Source organism: Roseateles sp. L2-2, from assembly GCF_050613215.1.
GTDB lineage: Bacteria > Pseudomonadota > Gammaproteobacteria > Burkholderiales > Burkholderiaceae_C > Roseateles > Roseateles noduli.
The window spans coordinates 6,418,759-6,443,378 of record NZ_CP192509.1; the positions used below are offsets into that span (position 1 = coordinate 6,418,759).

The window sequence follows — 24,620 nt, forward strand, 5'->3', positions numbered from 1 at the left end:
TGACTCGGGGGGCCTCAATTGGTAGGAACCCGCCCGGTCTGTCGAATTCCAGTCATTGACACTTCTTTCACGCGACCTTCACGCAATCCCCTGCGGCACGGTCGTCCGGACATGTTTCGCGCGACGCCACAAGCGCCGCCGCTCGACACCTTTAGGAGTGTTTCTTTGAAGACCAAACTGAACGCGGTGAGCCTGGCAGTCGCCGCCACCATTGCAATCGCGTCGTCGGCCGCGATCGCCCAAGCCCAGGACCAGACCCAGCTGGAACGCGTCGTCGTGACCGGTTCCGCGGTGAAGCGGATCGCGGTCGAGGGCTCCGTGCCCGTGCAGACCGTGACGCGCGCCGAAATCGAACGCAGCGGCGTGACCTCGGTCGTCGAGCTGATGCAGAACCTGTCCTCCGTGCAGGGCGGCATCACCGAAGGTGACACCGTCGGCGGCGGCGGCGGCGGCCAGGCCACCGTGTCCATCCACAACCTGGGCGGCGATCGCACCCTGGTGCTGCTGAACGGCCGTCGCCTGATCGGCGAAGCCGGCGGCGCGGTCGACCTGAACATGATCCCGCTGTCGATCATCGAGCGCGTGGACGTGCTGACCGACGGCGCTTCGGCGCTGTACGGCTCCGACGCCGTGGCCGGCGTGGTGAACTTCATCACCCGCACCAACTCCAGCAAGAAGACCATCGCCGCGGAAGTCTCGATCCCGCAGCACAAGGGCGGCAAGGAACGTCGCGCCTCCCTGTCGGGCGGCTTCGGCGACCTGGACAGCGACGGCTTCAACATCATGGCCGCGCTGTCGGTCGACAAGCGCGACTCGCTGACCGCCAGCCAGCGCGACTTCAGCAAGACCGGCGTGATCAACTTCGGTCACAACGGCAACGAGTACCAGTTCTTCAACGGCTCGCCGTCCGCCATCCCCGGCAACGTGAACGTGCCGGTGCGCAACGCCGACGGCTCGCTGGGTTCGGACCTGCGCAACGTGTACCTGGCCCAGAACGGCTCCTGCGCCGAGCGCAACGTCCAGGTCGGCGCCTCCTGCTATTTCGACTACGCCGGCACCGTGGAAGCCTTCCCGGACCGCGAGCGCACCAACTTCTTCGGCTCCGGCACGGTGAAGCTGGGCAGCCAGACGCTGCGCGCCGACGTCCTGCTGGGCAAGACCAAGACCAGCGGCAAGATCGCCGCCGTGCCGGGCGCGGTGGCCGTGGACCCGAACGGTCCCTTCGCCGCCGAACTGGCCGCGGTCGGCTACACCCCGGCCTACCTGACCTCGATCGGCCTGGATCCCAACCGCATCGCGTCGGTCTCGTACCGCGCCTTCGACCTGGGCAACCGCACCAGCACCTTCGAACGCGACAACAAGGCCCTGTGGCTGCAGCTCGACGGCCAGCTGGCCGGCTGGGACTACACCGCCACCGCCGGCTACCAGCGCGCGGAAGTCGAGGAAAGCAACTCCGGCTACCCGCTGGCCAAGGCCTTCGGCGCGCTGCTGCGCAGCGGCGTGTACAACCCGTTCGTGCTCGCCGGCCAGCAGTCGCAGGCCGCCAAGGACGCGGTCAAGCAGATCATGATCTCCGGCGTCTACGACACCGAGACCAGCACGCTGTTCAACGCCGACCTGCGCGCCTCGCGCGAACTGTTCTCGACCTCCGCCGGCCCGGCCTACCTGGCCGTGGGCGCGTCCTTCCAGAAGGACAAGGTCACCGACGATCCGGGCGCCGTGGCGCGCGGTGAAGGCGGCGTCAACGGCGACGACCAGCGCTTCGGCGACAGCACCGTCGTGATCCCCTACAGCGCCAGCCGCGATTCGATGGGCGCCTTCGCCGAGCTGATCGTGCCGGTGATGAAGAACCTGGAAGTCACCGCCGGCGCCCGTTACGACAACTATCGCCACGTCGACAGCGCCGTCAACGGCAAGGTCTCGTTCAAGTACACCCCGATGCCGGAAGTGCTGGTCCGCGGCTCGGTCGGCACGGGCTTCCGCGCCCCGACGCTGCGTCAGCTGTACCGTCCGCTGCAGGAATTCGGCGTGACCGCCACGCCGTACGACTGCACGCCGGAAATGGCCGCCGTCGCCGCCAGCCTGGGCGCGACCTGCCAGCCGGGCAGCAAGCAGTACAACGTCTACACCGGCGGCGTCGAGACCGTGAAGCCGGAAGAGTCCAAGCAGGCCACGCTGGGCTTCCGCATCGAGCCGACGAGCACCTTCTCGTTCGGCGCCGACTGGTGGTGGGCCGGCATCGACAAGACCTTCGGTTCGGTCGATGAGAACGAGGCGTTCAACAACGCCCAGAAGTACTCCAACCTGTTCCTGGTCTACACCGACCCGGTCACGGGCGAGAAGTTCCTGGCCTACAACGCCAGCACGACCAACCTGGGCAAGCGCTTCGTCAGCGGCATCGACTTCGACGTCACCGGCCGCTTCAACACGCCGGTCGGCCGCCTGACGTCCAACCTGCACGCGACCTACATGCTGAGCGACAAGCGCCAGCTGGTGGCCGGCGAACAGTACTTCTCGACCCTGGCGGACAACCACCCGTCGATCGGCGAAGTGACCTTCCGCTGGAAGGGTCAGCTGAGCAACACCCTGGTGACCGGCAGCTGGGCCAACACGGCCAACATCAACTTCCAGTCGGGCTACAAGGACTTCCCGACCGAAGTCGAGAACCTGGCCAACGGCAACGTCGAGGAAGTGCGCCTGAAGGTCAAGCCGTACGTGACCCTGGACTGGCAGACCGCCTACACCTGGAACAAGCAGCTGACCGTCGCCCTGGGCATCAAGAACGTGTTCGACAAGGAACCTCCCCTGTCGCTGCGCGCCAACGGCGGCCACATGCTGGGCTTCGACTACCGCTACTACAGCCCGATGGGCCGGACCTTCCAGGTCAAGGCCAGCTACGACTTCTGATCCCCGCCGCCGACCTCCCGCCGCACCAAGGCGGGGCGTCGCCAGCGCCACGACAAAGGACTCCCTCGGGAGTCCTTTTTTTTCGGGCTGCCACGACGCATCGCGCCTCGCAAGGCGTCATCGGGGGGCGTTACACGTTAAGTATTGTTTCCATATTCAGTCGATTATGGATAACTCATTGTATTGACGAGTATTTTCCATATTCATCAGTTGGAATCGATAAATTCACCGTTGCCATACTGACACACGTCTTCTCGCATTCTTAACGAGGCATCAACGCATATTCAACGTTGAGGGCGAAAAACCGCCCGAAAACCCGCTGCGGAAAATCCGACATTCCCATGGGAGTTAAGCGTTCGTAAATTCCGAAACTGTGGCGCAGGCACGACCGAACAGTCACGAAACGGTAAGGAGAAACCCGCGAAAAATGGCAGTTTCGGGCTACGCGGTCCCAGATTCGCGCGCTTTACGCACCTGCACCTATGACCTCTGGCGATTCGTCAGCACACTTTTGTCAGGCCTCGCGATGCGGGGCCGTTTCAATTCCGGCTCGCCGCACCCACAAGGAGGGCGGGCGCTCCCTCTAGAGGTGCATATGTACAAGCTGAACGCGGTAGGCCTGGCAGTCGCCGCCACCATTGCGGCCGCGTCCTTCCCGACGCTGGCCCAGGAACAACAGGATCAGACCCAGTTGGAACGGGTCGTCGTCACGGGATCCGCGATCAAGCGGCTCGATGCCGAATCCTCGGTGCCGGTCACGACCTTCAAGATGAGCGACATCCGTCAGCAGGGCCTGACGACCGTCGAGCAGATCCTCAGCACGCTGACCGCCAGCCAGAGCAGCCTGGGCACCAGCCAGGCCGTGGGCTCGTCCACGGGCGGCGCGTCCTTCGCCGACCTGCGCGGCATCGGCGCCAACAAGACGCTGGTCCTGCTGAACGGCCGTCGCATCGCCAACAACGCGTTCGACGGTTCCGCGCCTGACCTGAACATGATCCCGCTGGCGGCGATCGAGCGCATCGAAGTGCTGCGCGACGGCGCCTCGTCGCTGTACGGCACGGACGCCATCGGCGGCGTCATCAACTTCATCACCCGCTCCGACTACCAGGGCGGCACGGTGACGCTGGGCTACGACTCGCCCCAGCACGCCGGCGGCAAGACCCGCAACGCCAACGCCGGCTTCGGCTACGGCGACCTGGAGAAGCAGGGCTTCAACCTGTTCGGCTTCGTCGACCTGCAGAAGCAGGACCCGATCGGCGGCACGGACCGTCCGTTCAACACCCGCTTCGTCGGCGGCAAGTCCGGCTCGACCCTGCCGGCCAACTACTACCAGGACGGCAAGATCGTCTACAACCCGGCCGCGCCCACCTGCGCGGGCGGCGACTTCCTGGTGCCCAACGCCGACCAGACGTCCTGCACGATGTCGACCTCGCGCTACGTGGACTACCTGCCGGAAAGCCAGCGCACCTCGGCCATGCTGAAGGGCACGGTCAAGCTGAACAACGACCACACCTTCGGCGCCGAGTACTTCATCACCCGCTCCGAGGTGAAGACGCGCATCGCCCCGGTGCCGTACGGCTTCCTGGTGCAGAACCGCCTGCGTCCGGACGGCACGCCCAACCCGTACTACCCGAACAACCCCGCCCTGAGCCCGACCTACGACGGCGACAAGTACGCCGGCGAGACGATGACCGACGGCGGCGCGACGATCCAGCCGGGCTACATCACGCTGAAGTGGCGCGATTCCCCGAACGGCCCGCGCGGCGACAAGAACACCAACACGCAGCAGCGTCTGGTGCTCTCCCTGGACGGCACGCTGGCAGGCTGGGACTACGCCGCCGGCCTGAGCTACAACCAGAACAAGGTGACCGAGGACCTGATCAGCGGCTACTCGGACGGCAACAAGATCACCGAAGGCATCCTGACCGGCATCATCAACCCGTTCGGCGCGCAGGACGCCGCGGGCGACGCCTACCTGCAGAGTGCCGCCGCGCTGGGCCGCCTGATGGTCGGCAAGGGCCGCACGACCAACCTGGACGCGCACGCCAGCCGTGAAGTGGGCGACTGGCTGGGTGCCGGCCGCTCCGCCGCCCTGGCGCTGGGCGCCGAGTTCCGTCAGGAGAAGTTCACCCAGGACGCGCAGGACGCCTACGCGCAGACGGTGATCGCCTCCACCGGCATCGACCCCAACATCTTCAGCACGGGCAAGCGCAACGTGTACGCCGTCTACGGCGAACTGAACGTGCCCCTCCTGAAGACCCTGGATGTGACCGGCGCCGTCCGCTACGACAAGTACAACGACTTCGGCAGCACCACCAACCCCAAGGTCAGCTTCCGCTTCCAGCCGATGAAGGAAGTGCTGGTCCGCGGTTCCTACTCGACCGGCTTCCGTGCCCCGTCGCTGTATGAGCTGCACGCCGCGCCGACCTACACGAACTCCAGCACCGTCAACGACCCGCTGCTGTGCGCGGCCGGCGGCACGACCATCAACCTGTGCGACGCGCAGTTCATGGTCCGCAACGGCGGCAACGACCAGCTCAAGCCTGAAAAGAGCAAGAGCGCGTCGCTGGGCTTCCAGTTCGCGCCGCTCAACGACCTGAGCTTCGGTGTCGACTTCTGGTGGCTGCGCGTGAAGAACCTGATCGGCGTGATCGGCGATGCATCGCTGTTCGACCCGGCCAACCAGGACAAGTTCGGCCAGTTCTACCACCGCAACGCGGCCGGCTTCCTGTCGGTCGACGGTTCGCAGTGCCCGGGCGCCAACTGCGGCTACGTGGACGTCCGCCAGCTCAACCTGGGCGGCAACAACACGAACGGCTTCGACCTGAACGCGAACTACCGTCTGCGCATCCCCAGCGCCGGCAGCGTCATGTTCGGCCTGAACAGCACGTACGTGACCAAGTACGAGTACCAGGACCTGCAGGACGGCCCGTGGAACCAGAACGTCGGCGTGTACTCCGGCGCCGGCCCGGTCTTCCGTTGGCAGCACACGCTGTCGGCGGTGTGGGCCTACGACAAGGTCACGGTCGGCCTGACCGGTCACTACAAGTCGGGCTACATCGACGTGGATCCGACCAACCGCGTGAACAGCTACGCCACGGCCGACCTGTACGCGTCGTTCCGTCCGATCAAGACGGCGTCGATCACGCTGGGCGTGCGCAACCTGACGGACCGCGATCCGCCGCTGACCTTCCAGACCCAGGTCTTCCAGGCTGGCTACGACCCGCGCTTCACGGACGCCACCGGTCGCACCTTCTACATCCGCGGCACGTACGATTTCTGATCGACACGACCGTCACTCTCCAAGGGCCCTTCGGGGCCCTTTTTCATTGGTTCGCGGAGCGGAGACAATGCGGGGCATGAACGCGCCCGAGATCCAATCCGTTCCCCCCATGTCGCCGATTCCCTCCGTTCCTCCTCAGCGTTGCGAGGTCCTCATCATCGGCGCCGGACCCGCCGGCAGCGCCGCGGCGCGCTGGCTCGCCAAGGCGGGCGTGGACGTCGTGTTCGCCGACCAGCAGCCGCTGGGTCGGGACAAGGTCTGCGGCGACGGCCTCATCCCGGACGCGCACAAGGCGCTCGATCGCCTGGGCCTGCTGGACTGGGTGATGGCCAAGGCGCAGCGCTCGGCACATGTGGGCTGCATCGGACCGCGCGGCGGCCGCATCGACGTGCCGGGCCACCTCGCGGTGCTGCCGCGCAGGCAGCTCGACGAGATGCTGAACCTCGGCGCGCAGGAAGCCGGTGCGCGCTTCCTGGCGCCGGCGCGCTTCGAGGCGGCGCTGGAAGACGACCAGGGGCGCGTGCGCGGCGCACGGCTCACGATCGACGGCCAGCCCCACGAGATCGCCGCCGACTGGGTCCTGCTGGCCACCGGCGCGGTGCCCAAGGCGCTGACGGCGGCCGGCATGTGCGAGCGACACACGCCCAGCGGCGTCGCGCTGCGCGGCTACGTGCGCGCGCCGGCCATGGTCGGCGAGATCAAGGCGCTGGAAGTCGTCTGGTGCAAGCCGGTGCAGCCGGGCTACGGCTGGATCTTCCCGGCGCCGGACGGCAGCTTCAACATCGGCGTCGGCGTGACCGACAGCCACAAGGACATGGCCGGCAAGGGCCAGAAGAAGGACGTCAACCTGCGCGCCATCTTCGACGCCTTCGTCGAGCACTACCCGCCCGCCAAGCGCCTGATGGCCGAGGGCGAACTGATCGGCGAACTCAAGGGCGCGCCGCTGCGCTGCACGCTCAACGGCGCGCGCTGGACGCGGCCCGGGCTGCTGGTCACCGGCGAGGCGGCGGGCTCGACCTACTCCTTCACCGGCGAAGGCATCGGCAAGGCGATGGAGACCGGCCTGCTGGCCGCGGAAGCCATCCTCGCGCACCGCGCGGGCACCACGGCCTCCGCCGTCGACGCCCGGGTCCGCGAGCAGTACGAACAAGGCCTGCGCGCGCTGCAGCCCAAGTACGACCTGTACGAGCGCGGCAACCGCGTCAACCGTTTCCCCTGGCTGGCCGACCTGCTGATCTGGCGCGCGCAGAAGAGCCCGCGTCTGCTCAAGCGCATGAGCGGCGTGCTCAACGAGACCAGCAACCCCGGCAACCTGGTGAGCCTGAAGGGGATCACGCGGCTGTTCCTGGAATGATCCGTTGCATGATGAGCGCAGCGACCTGAGCCTGGAGAGACCGCGATGTGCCAGCTGATGGGCATGAACGCCCGCCGACCGACCGATGTGATGTTCAGCTTCGCCGGGCTGGCGACGCGGGCGCACGAGCACAAGGACGGCTTCGGCATCGCGTTCTTCGAGGGCCGCGGCCTGCGGCATTTCGTCGACCACCACAGCGCGCGGGTGTCGCCGCTGGCGGAACTGGTCAAGACCTACCCGATCCGCAGCGACGTGGTCATCGCGCACATCCGCAAGGCGACGCAGGGCGTGGTCTCGCTGGAAAACACCCATCCCTTCGTGCGCGAGCTGTGGGGGCGCTACTGGGTGTTCGCGCACAACGGCGACCTGAAGGGCTTCGCGCCGCGGCTGCATGCGGCCTTCAAGCCGGTGGGACAGACCGACAGCGAGCAGGCCTTCTGCTGGCTGATGCAGGAGCTGGCCAAGGCGCACGCCGACATGCCGGCGATCGAGGAGCTGAACCACACCTTGCGCGAGCTGCTGCCGCGGCTCAACGGGCACGGCACCTTCAACATGCTGCTGTCCAACGGCCAGGCGCTGTGGGCGCACGGCTCGACCAAGCTGCACTACCTGCTGCGCCAGCCGCCGTTCGGCCACGTCACGCTGCAGGACGAGGATGTGAGCGTCGACCTGGCCGCCAAGACCACCGAGGACGACCGGATCGCCATCGTGGCCACCGAGCCGCTGACGCGCGGCGAGACCTGGATCCCGATCGAGCCCGGCACCCTGAAGGTCTTCGTCGGCGGCGAGCCCCTGTGCTAGCCGTGGCGGCCGGTGCCCCGTGGAGCGAATGCCGAGCGTGAGGAGGCGATTGAGCGGAGCGGGGCACCGGCCGCCACGGCGTCCGCTCGGTCGTCGCAGTCGGTCGTCGCAGTCGGTCGCCGCAGTCGGCTGATCGTCCCCGCCACCTGCCATTCGCCGCATCCTGAGGCGACGGCGCAACCCCTCGCCTAGACTCGCCCCATGACTTCGCCCAGCGCTTCCGCCGACGCGGTCCCCCAGGCCAAAGGGGACTGGACGCAATGGCTGTTCCCGGGTCCGCGCCGGGTGTTCACCGACGCGGAGATCGAGCGGTCCGGTCTGAAGACCTGGTCCACGGTCGTCGACAGCTACGTGATGAGCAACGTGCTGGTGCTGGGGCTGGTGTTCTACACGATGCTGCCGCGCGAGCTGGCGCATGTGATCCTGATCGGCGGCCTGGGCATGGCGTCGCTGGGACTGGGGGTCGCGCGCTGGCTGTGGCGCCAGCCCACCCGCACGCGCTTCAACGGCGCGACCTTCGCGCTCAGCGTGCTGATGGTGCTGTTCACGCTGGGGATGGTGAAGGCGGGTTTCCGCGCCGAGGCCCGCGACCTGCTGCCCTTCGTGGCGGGCGGGATGACGCTGACGGTGTCGTCGTGGTGGTTCCTGACGCTGTACCGGACGCAGCAGCTGGGCGCGCGGCTGGCGGAGCTGGACGCGCAGGACGAGCGCATCGCGATGGCGCAGCGGCTGGCCACGGCGCAGATCCAGCCGCATTTCCTCTTCAACACGCTGGCGTCGCTGCAGCACTGGGTCGACACGCGCGACGACCGCGCCGGGCCGATGCTGCGCTCGCTGACGCGCTACCTGCGGGCGACGCTGCCGATGTTCGAGCAGGACCGGCTGCCGCTGGAGCAGGAGCTCCAGATCGTGCGCAGCTACCTGGACATCATGCAGGCGCGGCTGGGGCAGCGGCTGAGCTGGTCGCTGGAGACGGACGAGACGGCGCAGACCGCGATCGCCGCCGCGAGCCTGCCGCCGGGCACGCTGCTGACGCTGGCGGAGAACGCGATCACGCACGGCATCGAGCCCAGCCTGCGCGGCGGGCACATCGCGGTGCGGGTCAGGGCGGTGGACGGCCGCCTGCGCATGGAAGTGCAGGACGGCGGCCAGGGCCTGCCGCCCGGGGCGTGCGAGGGCCTCGGCCTGGCCAACACGCGGGAGCGGCTCAAGGCGCAGTTCGGCGCCAGCGCCGCGCTGGGCCTGGAGCCCGGCTCGGCGGAGGCGCCAGGATGCCTTGCCTGGGTCGAAGTGCCGACGGCCTGAAGCTCGCATCGGCCGCATCGGTCAGATCGATCACATCGGGGAGAGAAGACGCATGACAACGAAGATCCGCACCCTGATCGCGGACGATGAAGAGGGGCCGCGCGAGCAGTTGCGCGCCGCGTTGGCGCGCCTGGCGCCGGAGATCGAGATCGTGGCGGCCAGCGTCAACGGCTGCGACGCCTGGGACGACTGCCTCGAGCACGAGCCTCAGCTCTGCTTCCTGGACATCCGCATGCCGGGCATGTCCGGCCTGGAGGTCGGTCAGCGCCTGTCGCAGCTGGCGGAGCCGCCGCAGGTCGTGTTCGTCACGGCCTACGGCGATCACGCGCTGTCGGCCTTCGAGGCGGGCGCGGTCGACTACGTGCTGAAGCCGGTCGAGGACGCGCGGCTGGAGCAATGCCTCCAGCGGCTGCGGCAGCGTCAGGCGCAGGACACCGGGTCGGAGAGCGGACTGGAGGACGCTTCGGACAGACGTGCCGGGGCTCCCGGCAGTTCGCCCGCCCCTGCGATGCCCGCGGCCACGCTGGAACTGCTGCGCCAACTGCTCCCTGCGCAGCGACCCACGATGCGCCCGATCCAGGCCAGCCAGGGTCGAGAGATCCAGCTGATCGCCCCCGACGACATCCTGTTCTTCCAGAGCGACAGCCGCTACACCCGCGTCGTGCATCGCGACGGCGAGGCGTGGATCCGGACGGCGCTCAAGGAACTGCTGAGCGACCTGGACCCGGGCGTGTTCTGGCAGGTGCACCGCTCGGTGCTGGTCAACAGCCGCTTCATCACGAGCGCCACGCGCGTCGATGAAAACACCATGCAGCTCTCGCTGAAGGGCTGCGCGGAGAAGCTGCCGGTGTCGCGGCAGTTCCAAGGTCTGTTCAAGGGTCAGTGATGCGGACCCGCTGCCTGCGAAGACGCCTTCAGGCAGCGACGCTGGCTGCGGCTGCCGCTGCGGTGTCGTCGCTCACCGTCGGCGCTGCGCAGGCGCGCGTGACGCGGATCGTCGTCGACGAGGTCACGCCGCTGACAGGCGAACAGCGCGGCTACGAGCAGCTCCGCGGCCGCGCGTTCGGCGAGCTCGATCCGAAGGACAGCCACAACGCGGTGATCACCGATCTGAAGCTCGGCGCCGAGGCCGACGGCCTCGTCCGCTACGAGACGAACTGGGTGATCACCCGGCCCGTCGACCGCGAGCGCGCCAGCGGCTTCCTGTGGCACGACGTGCCCAACCGCGGCGGCGAGGTGCGCCTGCAATCCGGCGAGTTCGCGGCGGGCGACATCGGCTTGCGCAGCGGCTGGCAGGCCGACAACGCGGGCAACACCGGCGTGCCGCGCACGCGGCCCGAGGCGGCGCTCAACCACTACGTTCGCGTGCCCATCGCGCGCGTCGACGGCAAGCCGGTGACCGGCGCGGTGATGGCTCGCGTCGTCAATCGCAGCGGCCCCGACTCGCAGCCGCTGATGGTGCAGGGCAATCCGATGCCCTACCTGCCGGTCTCGTTGGACACGAGCCGCGCGACCTTGACGATCCACACGAAGGAAGCCGTCGACGGACGCATCACGACGGCCGGCACCGTCGATCCGAAGGACTGGGCCTTCGCCCGCTGCGATCGCGGACAGCCGTTCCCCGGCACGCCCATCGACATCGATCCGTCGCACGCGCCGTCCAACCTGCCGATCCACGTTTGCCTGCGCGGCGGCTTCGAGGCAGACAAGGTCTACCAGCTCGTCTACACGGCCGGCAACGCCTATGTGCTCGGGGTCGGCATGGCCGCATTCCGCGACGTCGGCGCGTTCTTCCGGTACGCGAAAGCGGATGACACCGGCACGCCGAATCCGATCGCCGGCCAGGTGCGCGGCAGCGCGATCCGGGGCGTCTCGCAATCGGGGAACATGGTCCGGCAGTTCCTGTTCATGGGTCTGAACCAGGACGAGGCCGGCCGCCAGGTCCACGACGGCGCCTGGGCCATCATCGCGGGCCGCCGCGTCGCGGCGAACGCGCGCTGGGCGCAACCGGACGGGGTGCTGGAGCTCTTCCAGATGGGCAGCGAAGGCCCGCAGTGGTGGGTCGACTGGGCCGACAAGGCCCGGGGCCTGCCCGCGAAGGGATTGCTGACCCGATGCACCGAGAGCAAGACCTGCCCCAAGGTGTTCGAGCACTTCGGCGCCGCCGAGGTCTACGCGTTGAAGCTTTCGCTGGCGTGGGTGGGGTCGTCGGCGGACGTCGACATCCCGCTCGCGCCGAACGTGCGTCGCTACTACGTCGCCAGCAGCCCGCACGGCGGCGGCGCGGGCGGGTTCCGCCATGCGGCGGAGAGCTCGTCGTTCAGTTGCCCTGGCAACAACTTCGGGCAGGCCGGTCTCGCGCCGAATCCACTGCCGCACCGCGAGCTGCGCAACGTGCTCAGCGCGGCGATGCGCGATTGGGTGTTGAAGGGCACGTCCCCGCCGCCGAGTCGCTATCCGACGCTGGCACGTCGCGAGCTCGTCGATCCGACGCGTGAGGCGATGGGCTTCCCACGGGGCGTGCCGGGCGTTCCGGAGCGCGTGTTCCTCCCTGAGAACTTCGTCTTCCCGGTGTTCGATTACGACTGGGGGCCAGGTTTTGACCGCGTCGAAGCCTCGGGCGTGCCGGACCAGATGCCGCCGAGGATCAAGCGCGTGTTGCCGACAAAGGTCCCACGCGTGGACAGCGACGGCAACGAGATCGGCGGCGTGCCGACCGTGTTGTCGATGGCGCCGCTGGGCACCTACCTCGGCTGGAACATCACCGCCGACGGCATCCACGCCGGGCAGGTCTGCAACTACGCCGGCGGCTATGTGCCGTTCGCGCGGACGCTCGCGGAGCGCGAGGCCAGCGGAGATCCGCGGCTCTCACTCGAAGAGCGGTATCGGGATCACGCGGGCTACGTCGCCGCCGTGAAGGCAGCGGCGGAAAAAGCATTGGCGGAAGGATTTCTCCTGTCCGCCGATCGCGATCGGCTCATCGACGAAGCGGACAAAAGCGAGATATTCCACTGACCGTGCTGGCATCTTTGGGCGGCTTGCAGATCATTATCACGATAGCTTCTCAAAAGCTTAACGTGATATTTATGACCTCTTCTCTTTCCCCCTCTTTAGAGGGGTTCACTAGTTGCCGCGCCGCAAACACACTCGCCTCCGCTTTCATAACCGTCTCGCGACATGGGCTTGGCATCCGCGCTTTCACTTTCGAATGCACTCGCAATCATTGCGCAGTTCCATCGCCTCCCGCCAAACCAAGCCCTTGACGGCTCAGCCGAAATCTCGTCGTCAGCCGACTCCTAAAGTCAAGACGAGCAGGAAATACTCGTACGCGCACAACTGGCCGGCCTCTCGTCGAGGCCCGTCTATTTAACGCCTTCACGCTTGGTGGGGCTTCCAAAACCCCTTCTTGCCCCACTGAAATCTGGGGGGTTCGTCGTAATTCTTGATGTGGATGAGAGTAAAACGCGCATTGCGGCGATGAACGCGAACGCGGTAGTGCCGAGAATCCTGGTAACCAAAGAACTCTTCGACGATCTTGGTGACACCGGCTTTCTTTTCAAAAGCGCATATTCGGAGAATATGCGTGCCAATAGTTTTGACTTCAGCTGGTTCATTCCCTCACTGATCAAACATCGAAGATTACTGTTCGAAGTTTTAGGGATATCGGTCCTGTTGCAGATTCTCGCGTTGGCAACGCCTTTGATGTCCCAAGCCGTGATGGACAAGGTGATCTCCCATCATGCAGTTGATACCCTGCATGTGATATTCGCCTGCATAGTAGTTGTAACTCTCGGCGAATGTTTACTCAGTCTCGTGAGGAGCTATGTGCTGACTCACACGACGAATCGGATTGACGTTGAACTAGGTAGCGCCCTGTTTCGCCACCTGCTGCGACTACCAGTTTCATTCTTCGAACGTCGAAGCGTCGGGGATATAACGTCCAAGGTCAAAGAACTCGACAGTCTCCGGCAACTGTTGACAGGGACAGCTCTGACCCTCCTGATCGACGTCGCATTTTCGATCTGCTACGTCGCAATTTTGCTTTTCTACAGTTCAAAGCTGACGCTCATTGTCGCGGCAACGTTGCCCTGCTATTTTCTCATCACATTCCTTGTCAGCCCGGTTCTCAAGCAACGCTTGGAAACGCGCCAAAAGCGAAGCTCCGAAGCGACGAGCACGTTGGTCGAAACGGTGGCTGCAATCCAGACCATCAAGGCGTCCGGCATCGAGAGTTACACGGAGCGACTATGGGATCGACAACTTGCAGCTCAAACTCGGGCAAACTTTTCGGCGTCGCAGGTCGCCAATATTGGAAACGAATTAATTGCAACGGTATCAAAATTATCGACCGCCACTATTCTGTTATTCGGCGTGGGTGAAGTTTTAGCCGGAGAACTGACACTCGGCATGTATATCGCATTCAACATGCTAGCGGGTCGAGTTTCTCAACCCATCATGAGGATATCCCATATTTGGCTGCAGCTTCAGGAGGCCGGCATCTCAATGGCGAAGCTTGCGGACATTCTCAGCGAGCCGCCAGATTCTGCAGAGAGCGCTCGACCTACGCCTAGATTACGGGGGGGGGATTCAGTTACGTGACCTCGAATTCACTTATCCTGGCGCAGGCAAACCCTCGCTAAGAAACATATCCATAACGATCCCTCCTGGCGGCACATTGGGGGTGATTGGCCAGAGCGGCTCAGGTAAAAGCACATTGGCGCGGCTGATTCAGGGCCTTCAAACACCGGGGAAGGGAAGCGTCCAGATCGATGGCATGGACGTGAAAAACCTTCAGAAAAGCAGTTTACGGCCGCAGATCGGCGTCGTCATGCAGGACAACGTCCTGTTCAATAGGTCGGTGAGGGAAAACATTGCCCCGGGAGCGTCCGACGCGGAGATGGCTCGGATCGTCGAAGTAGCCAGCCTGGCTGGGGCCCACGATTTCATTATGGAACTTGTAGACGGCTATGAAACCGTCGTCGGCGAACGTGGTGCATCCCTTTCCGGCGGTCAGAGGCAACGCATTGCAATTGCGCGCGCATTGTTCCGGAATCCTCCCATTCTCATCTTTGACGAGGCGACGAGCGCTCTGGACTATGAGAGCGAATCTCTAATTCAGGCCAACATGGCTCGTATAACCCAGGGCCGGACAACCATCATTATTGCCCATCGACTATCAGCAGTCCGGCACTGCCAACGCATATTGGCCATCGAGCGAGGTGAGGTCACGGAGTTTGGTAATCACGAGGACCTCCTCCGCCGAAACGGTTTATATGCACGACTCTGGGCGATCCAGGCGGGTGTTCGGCCGTCATCCCCTAAGCATCAAGACGATTCCGTGGTGCGCGGGCCTGAGGCCATGCATGTTGCCTAGATCAATCCTTACTCGGTACAGGGCGATGATCCGCGGCGCCTGGGCCGCGCGGCGGACCCTGGAAACTCGTCAGCTCAGTCGCGCTGACGCGGCATTCCTGCCCCATGTACTTGCCATTCAGGAGTCGCCGCCTCATCCGCTGCCAAGCGCTGCGGCCGCAGTCGTTTCAGCGTTGGTGGCGATTGCAACCTTATTGTTGGCGTTCGTCGAGTTGGACATCGTCGTTGTATCGCAGGGCAAGATTATTCCGGGCCAGCACACCAAGCAGGTCCAGGCGCAGTCGAACGGTCTTGTCACGACATTGCGGGCACGAGACGGGGGGATCCTTCGCGAGGGGGACGTACTGCTTGAGATTGATGCTGCAGAGGTGCGCGCTGACATCGCCCGACAGGACAAGGAGATTGCTCATCTCGAAGATGTGCAGCGTGATCTGAATGGATTGGTCGAACTGACTAGTTGTCTAAATGGCAGCTGCCAAATGTCAGAAAGATTGTTGACTGCGTTGAGCACGAGCGCTCAGTCCGAGTACGCGGCTGAATCTCTTCAACTCCGGCTGCTCCAGATTCAGCGCGAGAAAAGCGTCGCGGAGATCAAATCCGCTGACGCTGCCGTGGCGAGAGTGCTTGCCGCTTTACCCGTTGTGGAAAAGAAGAGCGCAGACTATGCGGAGCTAGTCAAGGAAGGGTTCCTTTCCCGACATTCCGATCTTGACCAGTCGCGTCTTTTGGTCGACACGCGCGCTCAATTGGTCGTCGCCGAGGCTTCGCGTCGCGAAGCGGCAGTTGCCGCCGAGGAAACGGAGGCAAAGTCCCGATCGTTCCTTGCTGACACCTTGAATGCCCTGCGAAGACGAATAGATGACAACCAGGAGAAGCTCGTTGCGGCAACTGCGGGGAAGATTCGAAGCGAACTTGCCTTGGGACATTCACTCGTCCGATCTCCGATAGCAGGCACCGTCCAGCAGTTAACTGTCCATGGAGTCGGAGAGAACGTCCAGGCCAATGCAACGATTGCGCAGATCGTCCCGCTCAACGACGAAATGCTTGCTGATGTCCTTATTGAAAGCAAGGACCGCGCGAATCTTCAGATTGGCAGTGAAGCAGAGGTCAAGCTCGATGCCTACCCGTTCTCCAGACACGGCGTCATCCGGGGCCGCGTCCAAGAACTGACTTCCGACGCGATCGCGTTGGAGTCAAAGGGGTTGTTCTATCCAGCCAAGGTGAAGCTGCTGCCCTCAAGGGACGAACTTGCAGCGGCAGGCATCAATATCGTGCCTGGGCTTTCTCTCACAGCAGAAATAAAGACGGGCCGGCGGCGTCTCTTTGAATACTTCTGGTCGCCGCTTAGAGCTGCCACAGCGGGCACGTTCAAGGAGAAATGAAAAATAGAAGATCTCGGGGTAATCCCGATCACGGCGGCTGGCCGTTTCCAGCAAAAGGAAGGATAAAGATCAAATCATGCTGTCTTACATCGATCTCATGAACGGGCAGGACCTCAATGCGGAGCAGCGGTCCCTGCTTGCCGGCGAAGCCATGTATGTCTACTTCCCAGAGGACAACAACCAACCGCAGCCGTCGGCGGGCGATGCCGATGCCGGAAATCGTCTTGGGGACTATGAGTGGATTCAATCGCGCGAGGCCCATTGGGCCGGCGTGGAGCAGGACTGGTATGCCAGTCTCAACTATGCCGTCTCCCAGGGTTGGGAGGCTGCGAGCTTTCCGGATCAGATCAGCCAGAGCTATGCCCAAAGCAATCTTGAGGTCGTCCCGTGGGATCCCTCCGAGTCGCCAGATATCGGAGGCGCAGTAAAGCTGACCACCACCGAGGCGAAGTCACAACATCTCTCGGACGTCTTTTTCGGGCCCGGAGGCGACTATACATGGGCAGTGCAACTGAGTTTCACGCGGACCGTTGAGAACAACGTAACCCCCACCATGGAAGCCGCCTTCAATGAGGTCATGAGTACAGCCGACGGCATCTACTCAGTGAACATTTCTTCGCTTTCGGAGATCACGCCATCGCACAGCGTCGGGACCAATCATCAGGTCGGGGACGCCGTTGATATCAACTTTATCAACGGCATACATGTCGACACTGCGGGCGAAGGCTTCCTGCTCGCCCAGAACATCAAACTCGCGGCGATGAATGATCCCAACGTCCGATACGTCGAAGGGCCCGGAGGCAACTTCGCGCGTTCGACGCCCGGAGGGCAATGGCAGAAATCTGCGGATCTCAGCACCATGAACAGCCACGTCCATTTTGACGTCTTCCCGCCGACCCCCGGTCATTGAGCAAAAGAAGGGCATTGCCATGCTGACGAAAGCAGCCGCGTTGCTAGCACTCGCTACCCTCGCCCCCGTCGTTCATGCGGCGGAGTTCGAGTATCTGGGTCTTTACTCCGACGTCAGTCGCTCCTCTCAGTCCCAGGATTGCGGGGGTTACGACATCGAGCTCTGGGCGGTCAGGGACCACGCCGCAGGATCCAATGTCGCCGGGCTCTTCCGGCTCGTCGACGGCGACTGCGACAAGGCCCCTCGCCCGATCTTCAACGGACGGCTAAACCGCAAAACTGGCGAGCTGACGTTTGAAGTCCCCGTCTCGGAGTCGCCCGTCCTGTCTACCGGCACGTTCAAGGGAGCGATGACCGACCGAACTCTGGCCGGCACGCTGACCCTTGCCAACGGCAACACCGAGGCAGGTAGAACGCAGGCGATGACGATCAAGATCGATCGGAAGCAGAACTGAATGGGCGCCGGCGCCATCGATCGGCAGCAGGAACTTCTGGAGGAGCAGGAACTTCTGGAGGATCTGCATCGCGCCGTACGTGCTCAATGCAGTGATCATCTCCATCACCTCCAGGAGGCAGCCGCCCGTCTGCATCGCGCAGGCGGGCGCCTGTTCCTGACCGGTGGCGCCATCCGAGACGCATTCTTCGGCCGCCAGCCGTCGGACATCGACCTGGTGGCGGATCTCCCCTTGGAGAAACTCGCGCGCATCTTTCCCCAGCACACTCGATGGGGTCGAAGGTTCGATTCGCTCCGCATCGAGCTCCAAGGGCAGTTTTTCGAACTGAGCTCGCTCCGACAAAGCGGTTGTTCCGCGGCGGGACCGTTCGCTTACCTCGGTGGTGGGGTCGAATATGCCGGGCGTTCCGTTCATGCGGACGCACTGCTCCGCGACCTGACTATCCACTCGATCTACATGGACCTGTTCTCCGGTCAGATCCACGATCCGTGCCATGGCTTGCGCGATCTCTCCGCGCATCGGATCAAATTTGTCGGGACACCAGAAGCGTCACTCACACACGATCCGATTCGAGCGCTAAGGGCCTTGCGCATTGCGGCTCGTCATCGGTTGAGCATTGAAGCCGAGTTGATCGCGCCGTTGCAAAACGCGCTGGACGTGACGGGTCCAGATCCGAGAGCCCATTACGAACTCTACCGAGCATTGATCGATCCATCCGTCGCAGTGTTTCTTGGGTTGCTCGAGGCGATCGATCGACTGTCCGGCTTCCTCATTCCTTCGCAGATCGATCCTGCCAGGGCTAAACATGCGCTGTACCTTGGAACGGAGATGCTAAACCCGGTCAGCGGGAAGATCAGGAATCTGGAGGCTGCCCTGGCCGTCCTGCTTCTACCCACCGCAGTTTCAACATGGGCGCGTGACCAGTCCGCCAATGATGCGGAAAGGACTTGCCGCACGTTGGCGGCCGCCGTCCTGCCAGGTTTGCTGACGACGAGCCAGCAGGCGTCGCTAGAGGCGCGATGGATGCATTGGTTCCGTTCGCGAGCGGCCATGCCGGCGAACGCATGACAGATCGAGCGCGGTCCCCCTGGGTCTTGCCTCGTGCTCCAGGAACAGAATTGCATGCGTGCATCGCCACGGCTTGCCGCCTATTCGGCGCGACGACCGAACTTCGCCACTGCCTGAGTGCGCGCCCACCGTCGGCGTCATCCTTGTCGCGTCGAGATGTTCAACGCCTCGCATCCTGGGTTGGAATGGCAGCCCACCCGATAGCCGAGGCGCCGACGATGGATGCCGCACCGATCTGGCAAAAGGGGCCTCTGCTCTTCGTCACGGACCGTGCAGAGCCGGGACTGATCCTCGGCCTTCATGAGCGCCGATTCGATGTCTTTATGCCTTCGGCAGAACGGCCGCATCATCGATGGGACAGGGAAGAACTCCTCGCCTTTCAACCGCGCTACTTCATGCATCTGCGGTCCCAGCCACTCTCCAAGCAGCGCTGGCGTCACCGGTCCAGGTATGTGGTCTGGGGGCTTCAGGACTTCCGGCCTGCTTCGGAGGCGACACCCGTCCGGATGGAAGCGCTGAGCGCCCGCTTGCTGCAAACGCCTTCGCGTCGCGTTCCTGCCAGTCTCAGCACCTTCAGCATTGACGGCCTGCTCGAGGCGCATCGCTGGCTCAACGTGGAGAGGGACGCCACATTCCGGGACGTCGACATGATGGGGTTCCAGCCGTACGCCAAGCACGAAGACATCCGGCGACATTGCCAACACTTGATGAGTCGCGCAAGCTCACTAGCAACCGAAGCGCCTGACTTCGTTCAACTTGCTCGACTAGTGGCCGATTTCCTGCTCGTGCACCCGTTCTTGGATGGCAATCGGCGGGTTTCCTATCTATTGATCTCGTCGGTCGTGCGATTCTGGGGTCGGGTCTTTGATCCCTCACGCTGTCCGCTCGCACATTTTTACTTCGGCGTGCGACTGGCTTCGCGAGGACACTCGCTCCACCTTGCACGCGTTATCGAACACGCGTCTGCACCCTCATGAAACGAGCGGGGGCCCCTTCACTGAAGAGGCCCCCGTCCTACACAAGCGAGTCCGACTCAGCGCATGGCTGTCGGCGCGGGCGCCTCGGCATCAATGCCACCCGCCAGCGCCTTGTAGACGCCGACCAGCGAGGTCGCCGCCGCCGTCTGCGATTGCGCCAGCTGGTTGCGCGCGGTCAGCAGTTCACGCTCGGCGTCCAGGACGGCGAGGAAGTCGCTGATGCCGACCTTGAAGCGCTCGCGCGCGATGTTGGCCGCGCGTTCCGCCGAGACCGCCGCGTCGAACAGCGCCTGCGCCTGCTGCTGGCTGCGGTTGTAGGTCACCAGCGCGCCTTCGGTTTCCTCCAGTGCGGCCAGCACGGTGCGCTCATAGCTGATGAAGGCCGCCTCGTTGCGCGCGTCCGCCGCCGCGATCTGGGCGCGGATGCGACCGAAGTCGATCAGGTTCCACACCAGCTGCGCGCCGAGGTTGTAGGCATACGCCGGACCGTCGCCCAGGTCGCCGATGCGCGAGGCGTTCTGGCCGATCGTGCCGCCCAGCGTGATGCGCGGGAACATCGCCGAACGCGCCACGCCGACGCGCGCCGCGGCCGCGGCCGCCTGCGCTTCCGCCGCGCGGACGTCCGGACGACGACGCAGCAGATCCTCGGGCGTGCCGATGCGGTCCAGCGCGATCGTCTTCAGACCCGGCAGCGGCTTGACGTCGGACAGCTCCACGTCGAGCGCCGTCGGCGGCTGGCCCGTCAGCACGGCCAGGCGATAACGCGTGCGTGCCAGCGCCATCTCCAGCGCGGGAATCGTGGCCGCCGTGCTCTGCACCAGCGCGCGGGCGCGCTCGGTGTCGAAGCCGTTGCCGCGACCCGCTTCCTGGCGACCGGCCACCAGCTTCAGCGCGCCCTGCTGCGTCTCCACCGATTGCTGGGCGACGCGCAGTTGCTCCTGCAGACCACGCAGCTCGAAGTAGTTGCGCGCCACTTCCGCCGCGACGCTGACCTGCGCCGAACGCAGCCCCGCCTCGCCGGCCAGCAGCTCGGCCGCGGTGGCGCGGCGCTCGTCGGACAGGCGACCGAACAGGTCGGCCTCCCACCGCACGTCGAAGCCGACCGAGAACGCGTTGCTGCTCTGCGGATTGCCCTGGTAATCAGGCCCGCGGGCGCGGCCGGCGCCCGCCGTCAGATCGACGGTCGGGAACAGCTGCGCATCCGCGAAGCGCGACAGCGCGCGCGCTTCACGCAGGTTGGCCGACGCGATGCGCAGGTCCGTGTTGGCCTGCAGCGCGCGGCTCACCAGCGAGTCCAGCCCGCTGTCGTTGAAGCCCTGCCAGAAGCGACCCACCGGCGCCTGCGCCAGCGTGGCGCTGTCGCCCTGCGGCGCGTTGGCGAAGCCATTCGCCAGGGGCACTTCGGACTTCTTCGGCGCCGGGGCTGTCGAGCAGCCCGTGAGCGCCACCGTGGCGGCCGCCGCGGCGGCCATCAGAGAGACTCGGAAGAACATCATGCGCCCCCCTTCGGCGAAGGCGTGCCGCCCTTGGGCGGGTCGGCGTCGTCGACGCCCGGATGGAACGGATGGGCGGCGGCATCGATCTGATGACGCAGCTCGACCGCGTGAGCCCGCTTCTTCTCCGTGCTCTTGCGCAGCAGCGCGTAGAACACCGGCGTCAGGAAGATGCCGAACAGCGTCACCCCGACCATGCCCGAGAACACCGCGATGCCCATCGCGCGACGCATCTCGCTGCCGGCGCCGGAGCCCAGGATCAGCGGGATGACGCCCGCGCAGAACGCGATCGAGGTCATCAGGATCGGACGCAGCCGCATGCGGCAGGCGTGGATGATCGCGTCATGCAGCGCTTCGCCGCGCTCCTCGAGTTCCTTGGCGAACTCGACGATCAGGATCGCGTTCTTGCACGCCAGCCCGACCAGCACCACCAGCGCCACCTGCGAGAAGATGTTGAGGTCCCCGGCCTGCGCGAACGGCGGGAAGTGCGACAGCCACACGCCGAAGAGCGCGGACAGGATGCACATCGGCACGATCAGGATGATGGCCAGCGGCAGCGACCAGCTTTCATACTGGGCCGCGAGGACCAGCACCACCAGCAGCACCGAGATCGCCAGCACCGCGCCCAGCGTCGGGATCGCGAAACCGCCGACCTTGATGTCGCGGGTCAGCCGGTCCTGGTAGGTCAGCTCCGTCCACTCGTAGGTCATGCCGCGCGGCAGGTTCTTCAGGCGCTGCTCGATCTCCGCCTCCGCCTGGCCGCTGGAGAAACCGGGCTTGGCCGCCCCGTTGATGTCCGCGCTCGGGAAGCCGTTGTAGCGCGTCACGCGCGTCGGTCCGAAGGTCGGATCGACGTTCATCAGCGCGCCCAGCGGCACCATCTCGTTGCGCTCGTTGCGCGTCTTCAGGTCGGTGATGCTGCCGGCGTTGGCGCGATAGGGCGCGTCCGCCTGCACGATGACCTGGTACGTCTTGCCGAAGCGGCTGAAGTCGTTGACGTAGAGCGAGCCGAGGTTGATCTGCAGCGTGTCGTAGATGTCCTGCAGCTTCACGCCCATCTGCTTGGCCTTCACCCGGTCGACGTGGGCGAAGAGCTGCGGGACGTTGATGTCGTAGGTCGAGTACGGCGTGCCGATGCCGCTCTTCGGGTCGCCGTAGATCGGACCCAGCGTGCCCCAGACGGAGCCGAACAGCGCCTGCTCGCCGAGGCCGGCGCGGTCCTGCACCTGCACCTTGAAGCCGCCCGCGTTGCCCAGGCCGTCCACCGCCGGCGGCGGCACGACGAACATGCGCGCGCCCTGGATCTGCTGGATCGCGCCGTTGACCTTGCCCAGGATCGCGTCCTTGGACTTGTCGGCGGAGGTCCGGTTCTCGAATTCGTCCAGGCCGAAGAACACGATGCCTTCGTTGGGCGCGGCCGAGAAGCCGGCGATCGACAGACCGGGGAAGGCGATCGAGTCGCGGATGCCGGGCACCTTCAGCGCGATGTCGCTCATGCGCCGGATCACTTCCTCGGTGCGGTCCAGCGTGGCGCCGGCCGGCAGCTGCGCGATGCCGATCAGGTACTGCTTGTCCGGCGCCGGCACGAAGCCCGACGGGATGCGCGTGAACAGCAGGGCGGTCAGGCCCAGCAGGATCGCGTAGACGACCAGCGCGCCGCCCTTGCGCTTCAGGATGCCGGTGACGCCGCGGCTGTAGCCTTCGCTGCGACGCTGGAAGAAGCAGTTGAACCAGTGGAAGAACCGGCCGAACAGCTTGTCCATCACCTTCATGATCGGGTCCTTGGGCGCGTCGTGCGGACGCAGCAGCAAGGCCGCCATGGCGGGCGACAGGGTCAGCGAGTTGAACGCCGAGATCACCGTCGAGATCGCGATCGTGACCGCGAACTGGCGATAGAACTGGCCCGACAGACCCGGGACGAAGGTCAGCGGGATGAACACCGCGCACAGCACCAGCGCGATCGCGATGATGGGCCCGGAGACCTCCTGCATCGCCTTGATCGTCGCGGCGTGCGGCGTGAGCCCGTCCTCGAGGTTGCGCTCGACGTTCTCGACCACCACGATCGCATCGTCGACCACGATACCGATCGCGAGCACCAGCCCGAACAGGGTCAGCGTGTTGATCGAGTAGCCCAGCAGCAGCAGCACCGCGAAGGTACCCACGATGGACACCGGCACCGCCAGCAGCGGGATGATGGACGCGCGCCAGGTCTGCAGGAAGATGATCACCACCAGCACGACCAGCAGCACGGCCTCGATCAGGGTGTGGATCACCTTCTCGATGGACGTGGCGACGAAGCGCGTCGGGTCGTAGACGATGTCGTAGCTGACGCCGGCGGGGAAGGTCGCCTTCAGGCGCTCCATCGTCGCGCGCACATCCTTGGAGATGTTGAGCGCGTTGGACTGCGGCGCCTGGAAGATGCCGATACCGACCGCTTCCTTGTTGTTCAGCAGGCTGCGCAGCGCGTAGGTGCCGGGGCCCATCTCGACGCGGCCCACGTCGCGCACGCGCACCAGGCCGCCGGTGGCGGTGTCGGTGCGGATGATGACGTCGGCGAACTCTTCCTCGGTGACGAGGCGGCCCTGCGTGTTGATCTGCAGCTGGAAGTCGGTGCCCTTGGGCGCCGGCGGCGCGCCGACGACGCCGGCCGCGACCTGCGTGTTCTGCTCACGGATGGCGTTGGTGACGTCGGAGGCGGTCAGGCCGCGACCGGCCAGCTTGGCCGGGTCCAGCCAGATGCGCATCGCATAGTCGCCGGAGCCGAAGACCTGCACCGAGCCCATGCCCTGCACGCGCAGCAGCTCGTCGCGGACCTGCAGCTGCGCGTAGTTGCGCAGGTACAGCGCGTCGCGGCTGTTGTCCGGGCTGACCATGTGGACGACCATGGTCAGGTTGGGACTGGACTTCTCGGTCGTCACGCCGATCTGCCGGACGATGTCGGGCAGGCGCGGCAGCGCGCGGTTGATGCGGTTCTGGACCGCCGTTTCCGCGGCTTCCGGGTTGGTGCCGATCTTGAAGGTGACCGTCAGGGTCATGCCGCCGTCGGCGGTGGCCTGGCTGTCGAAGTACAGGACGTTTTCCAGGCCGTTGATCTGTTCCTCGAGCGGTGTCGCCACCGTCTCGGAGATCACGCGCGGGTTGGCGCCGGGGAACTGGGCGCGCACGACGACCTGCGGCGGCGCGACCTCGGGGTACTCGGAGATGGGCAGCCGGAAGATCGCCAGCAGGCCCACCAGGAAGATGAAGATCGAGAGGACCGACGCAAAGCGCGGCCGCTCGATGAAGAAGCGTGAGATATCCATGGACGGCCTCG

Annotated in this window: 16 protein-coding genes; 14 read left to right on the forward strand and 2 right to left on the reverse strand. The window is 65.1% G+C overall.

The genetic code is table 11. The features are described 5' to 3' along the window. Positions 1–165 precede the first annotated feature (165 nt). The 14 genes from ACQZ13_RS28570 (at position 166) to ACQZ13_RS28635 (ending at position 19,814) form a co-directional block, all read left to right on the forward strand. Complete coding sequence (locus ACQZ13_RS28570; RefSeq protein ID WP_431049190.1) at positions 166–2,907, forward strand: TonB-dependent receptor; 2,742 nt, start codon at positions 166–168, stop codon at positions 2,905–2,907. Positions 2,908–3,502: 595 nt separating this feature from the next. Then, entirely contained in the window at positions 3,503–6,190 is a 2,688-nt protein-coding gene (locus ACQZ13_RS28575; RefSeq protein WP_431049191.1) for a TonB-dependent receptor, read from the forward strand. 109 nt (positions 6,191–6,299) lie between these two features. Continuing rightward, complete coding sequence (locus tag ACQZ13_RS28580; RefSeq protein WP_431049192.1) at positions 6,300–7,544, forward strand: NAD(P)/FAD-dependent oxidoreductase; 1,245 nt, start codon at positions 6,300–6,302, stop codon at positions 7,542–7,544. Positions 7,545–7,589: 45 nt separating this feature from the next. Beyond that, the gene (locus tag ACQZ13_RS28585) at positions 7,590–8,345 is read left to right on the forward strand and encodes a class II glutamine amidotransferase (protein WP_431049193.1); all 756 of its coding nucleotides are present in this window, start codon (positions 7,590–7,592) and stop codon (positions 8,343–8,345) included. Positions 8,346–8,546: 201 nt separating this feature from the next. Further along, complete coding sequence (locus ACQZ13_RS28590) at positions 8,547–9,650, forward strand: sensor histidine kinase (RefSeq protein WP_431049194.1); 1,104 nt, start codon at positions 8,547–8,549, stop codon at positions 9,648–9,650. Between the two features lie 52 nt (positions 9,651–9,702). Continuing rightward, on the forward strand, positions 9,703–10,536 hold the full coding sequence (locus ACQZ13_RS28595) for a LytR/AlgR family response regulator transcription factor (RefSeq protein ID WP_431049195.1): 834 nt from the start codon (positions 9,703–9,705) through the stop codon (positions 10,534–10,536). Positions 10,537–10,598: 62 nt separating this feature from the next. Further along, positions 10,599–12,665: an alpha/beta hydrolase domain-containing protein gene (locus tag ACQZ13_RS28600; protein WP_431049196.1), complete on the forward strand. Its 2,067-nt coding sequence runs from the start codon at positions 10,599–10,601 to the stop codon at positions 12,663–12,665. A 462-nt stretch (positions 12,666–13,127) separates the two neighbouring features. Continuing rightward, the gene (locus ACQZ13_RS28605; RefSeq protein ID WP_431049197.1) at positions 13,128–14,249 is read left to right on the forward strand and encodes an ABC transporter transmembrane domain-containing protein; all 1,122 of its coding nucleotides are present in this window, start codon (positions 13,128–13,130) and stop codon (positions 14,247–14,249) included. Continuing rightward, positions 14,164–15,024: an ABC transporter ATP-binding protein gene (locus ACQZ13_RS28610; RefSeq protein ID WP_431049198.1), complete on the forward strand. Its 861-nt coding sequence runs from the start codon at positions 14,164–14,166 to the stop codon at positions 15,022–15,024. The genes ACQZ13_RS28605 and ACQZ13_RS28610 overlap by 86 nt, the downstream gene beginning before the upstream one ends. 25 nt (positions 15,025–15,049) lie before the next feature. Further along, positions 15,050–16,405, forward strand: a complete 1,356-nt coding sequence (locus ACQZ13_RS28615; protein WP_431049199.1) for an HlyD family type I secretion periplasmic adaptor subunit — start codon at positions 15,050–15,052, stop codon at positions 16,403–16,405. A 76-nt stretch (positions 16,406–16,481) separates the two neighbouring features. After that, the gene (locus ACQZ13_RS28620) at positions 16,482–17,315 is read left to right on the forward strand and encodes a hypothetical protein (RefSeq protein WP_431049200.1); all 834 of its coding nucleotides are present in this window, start codon (positions 16,482–16,484) and stop codon (positions 17,313–17,315) included. A 19-nt stretch (positions 17,316–17,334) separates the two neighbouring features. Continuing rightward, positions 17,335–17,769: a hypothetical protein gene (locus tag ACQZ13_RS28625; protein WP_431049201.1), complete on the forward strand. Its 435-nt coding sequence runs from the start codon at positions 17,335–17,337 to the stop codon at positions 17,767–17,769. Further along, positions 17,770–18,837, forward strand: coding sequence for a hypothetical protein (locus ACQZ13_RS28630; protein ID WP_431049202.1), 1,068 nt, complete (start codon positions 17,770–17,772; stop codon positions 18,835–18,837). Between the two features lie 218 nt (positions 18,838–19,055). After that, positions 19,056–19,814: a Fic family protein gene (locus ACQZ13_RS28635; RefSeq protein WP_431049203.1), complete on the forward strand. Its 759-nt coding sequence runs from the start codon at positions 19,056–19,058 to the stop codon at positions 19,812–19,814. Positions 19,815–19,870: 56 nt separating this feature from the next. Here ACQZ13_RS28635 and ACQZ13_RS28640 read toward each other — a convergent pair whose 3' ends face one another. Together ACQZ13_RS28640 and ACQZ13_RS28645 are read right to left on the reverse strand one after the other, a co-directional pair. After that, complete coding sequence (locus ACQZ13_RS28640) at positions 19,871–21,310, reverse strand: efflux transporter outer membrane subunit (protein ID WP_431049204.1); 1,440 nt, start codon at positions 21,308–21,310, stop codon at positions 19,871–19,873. After that, the gene (locus tag ACQZ13_RS28645; protein ID WP_088409060.1) at positions 21,307–24,609 is read right to left on the reverse strand and encodes an efflux RND transporter permease subunit; all 3,303 of its coding nucleotides are present in this window, start codon (positions 24,607–24,609) and stop codon (positions 21,307–21,309) included. The genes ACQZ13_RS28640 and ACQZ13_RS28645 overlap by 4 nt, the downstream gene beginning before the upstream one ends. Positions 24,610–24,620: the final 11 nt, after the last annotated feature.

Bases quoted from the DNA above. Each gene is read 5' to 3' on its own strand.
- ACQZ13_RS28575 (WP_431049191.1), top strand. From the start codon at position 3,503: ATGTACAAGCTGAACGCGGTAGGCCTGGCAGTCGCCGCCACCATTGCG.
- ACQZ13_RS28580 (WP_431049192.1), top strand. From the start codon at position 6,300: ATGTCGCCGATTCCCTCCGTTCCTCCTCAGCGTTGCGAGGTCCTCATC.
- ACQZ13_RS28585 (WP_431049193.1), top strand. From the start codon at position 7,590: ATGTGCCAGCTGATGGGCATGAACGCCCGCCGACCGACCGATGTGATG.
- ACQZ13_RS28590 (WP_431049194.1), top strand. From the start codon at position 8,547: ATGACTTCGCCCAGCGCTTCCGCCGACGCGGTCCCCCAGGCCAAAGGG.
- ACQZ13_RS28595 (WP_431049195.1), top strand. From the start codon at position 9,703: ATGACAACGAAGATCCGCACCCTGATCGCGGACGATGAAGAGGGGCCG.
- ACQZ13_RS28605 (WP_431049197.1), top strand. From the start codon at position 13,128: ATGAACGCGAACGCGGTAGTGCCGAGAATCCTGGTAACCAAAGAACTC.
- ACQZ13_RS28615 (WP_431049199.1), top strand. From the start codon at position 15,050: ATGATCCGCGGCGCCTGGGCCGCGCGGCGGACCCTGGAAACTCGTCAG.
- ACQZ13_RS28620 (WP_431049200.1), top strand. From the start codon at position 16,482: ATGCTGTCTTACATCGATCTCATGAACGGGCAGGACCTCAATGCGGAG.
- ACQZ13_RS28625 (WP_431049201.1), top strand. From the start codon at position 17,335: ATGCTGACGAAAGCAGCCGCGTTGCTAGCACTCGCTACCCTCGCCCCC.
- ACQZ13_RS28630 (WP_431049202.1), top strand. From the start codon at position 17,770: ATGGGCGCCGGCGCCATCGATCGGCAGCAGGAACTTCTGGAGGAGCAG.
- ACQZ13_RS28635 (WP_431049203.1), top strand. From the start codon at position 19,056: ATGGATGCCGCACCGATCTGGCAAAAGGGGCCTCTGCTCTTCGTCACG.
- ACQZ13_RS28640 (WP_431049204.1), bottom strand. From the start codon at position 21,310: ATGATGTTCTTCCGAGTCTCTCTGATGGCCGCCGCGGCGGCCGCCACG.
- ACQZ13_RS28645 (WP_088409060.1), bottom strand. From the start codon at position 24,609: ATGGATATCTCACGCTTCTTCATCGAGCGGCCGCGCTTTGCGTCGGTC.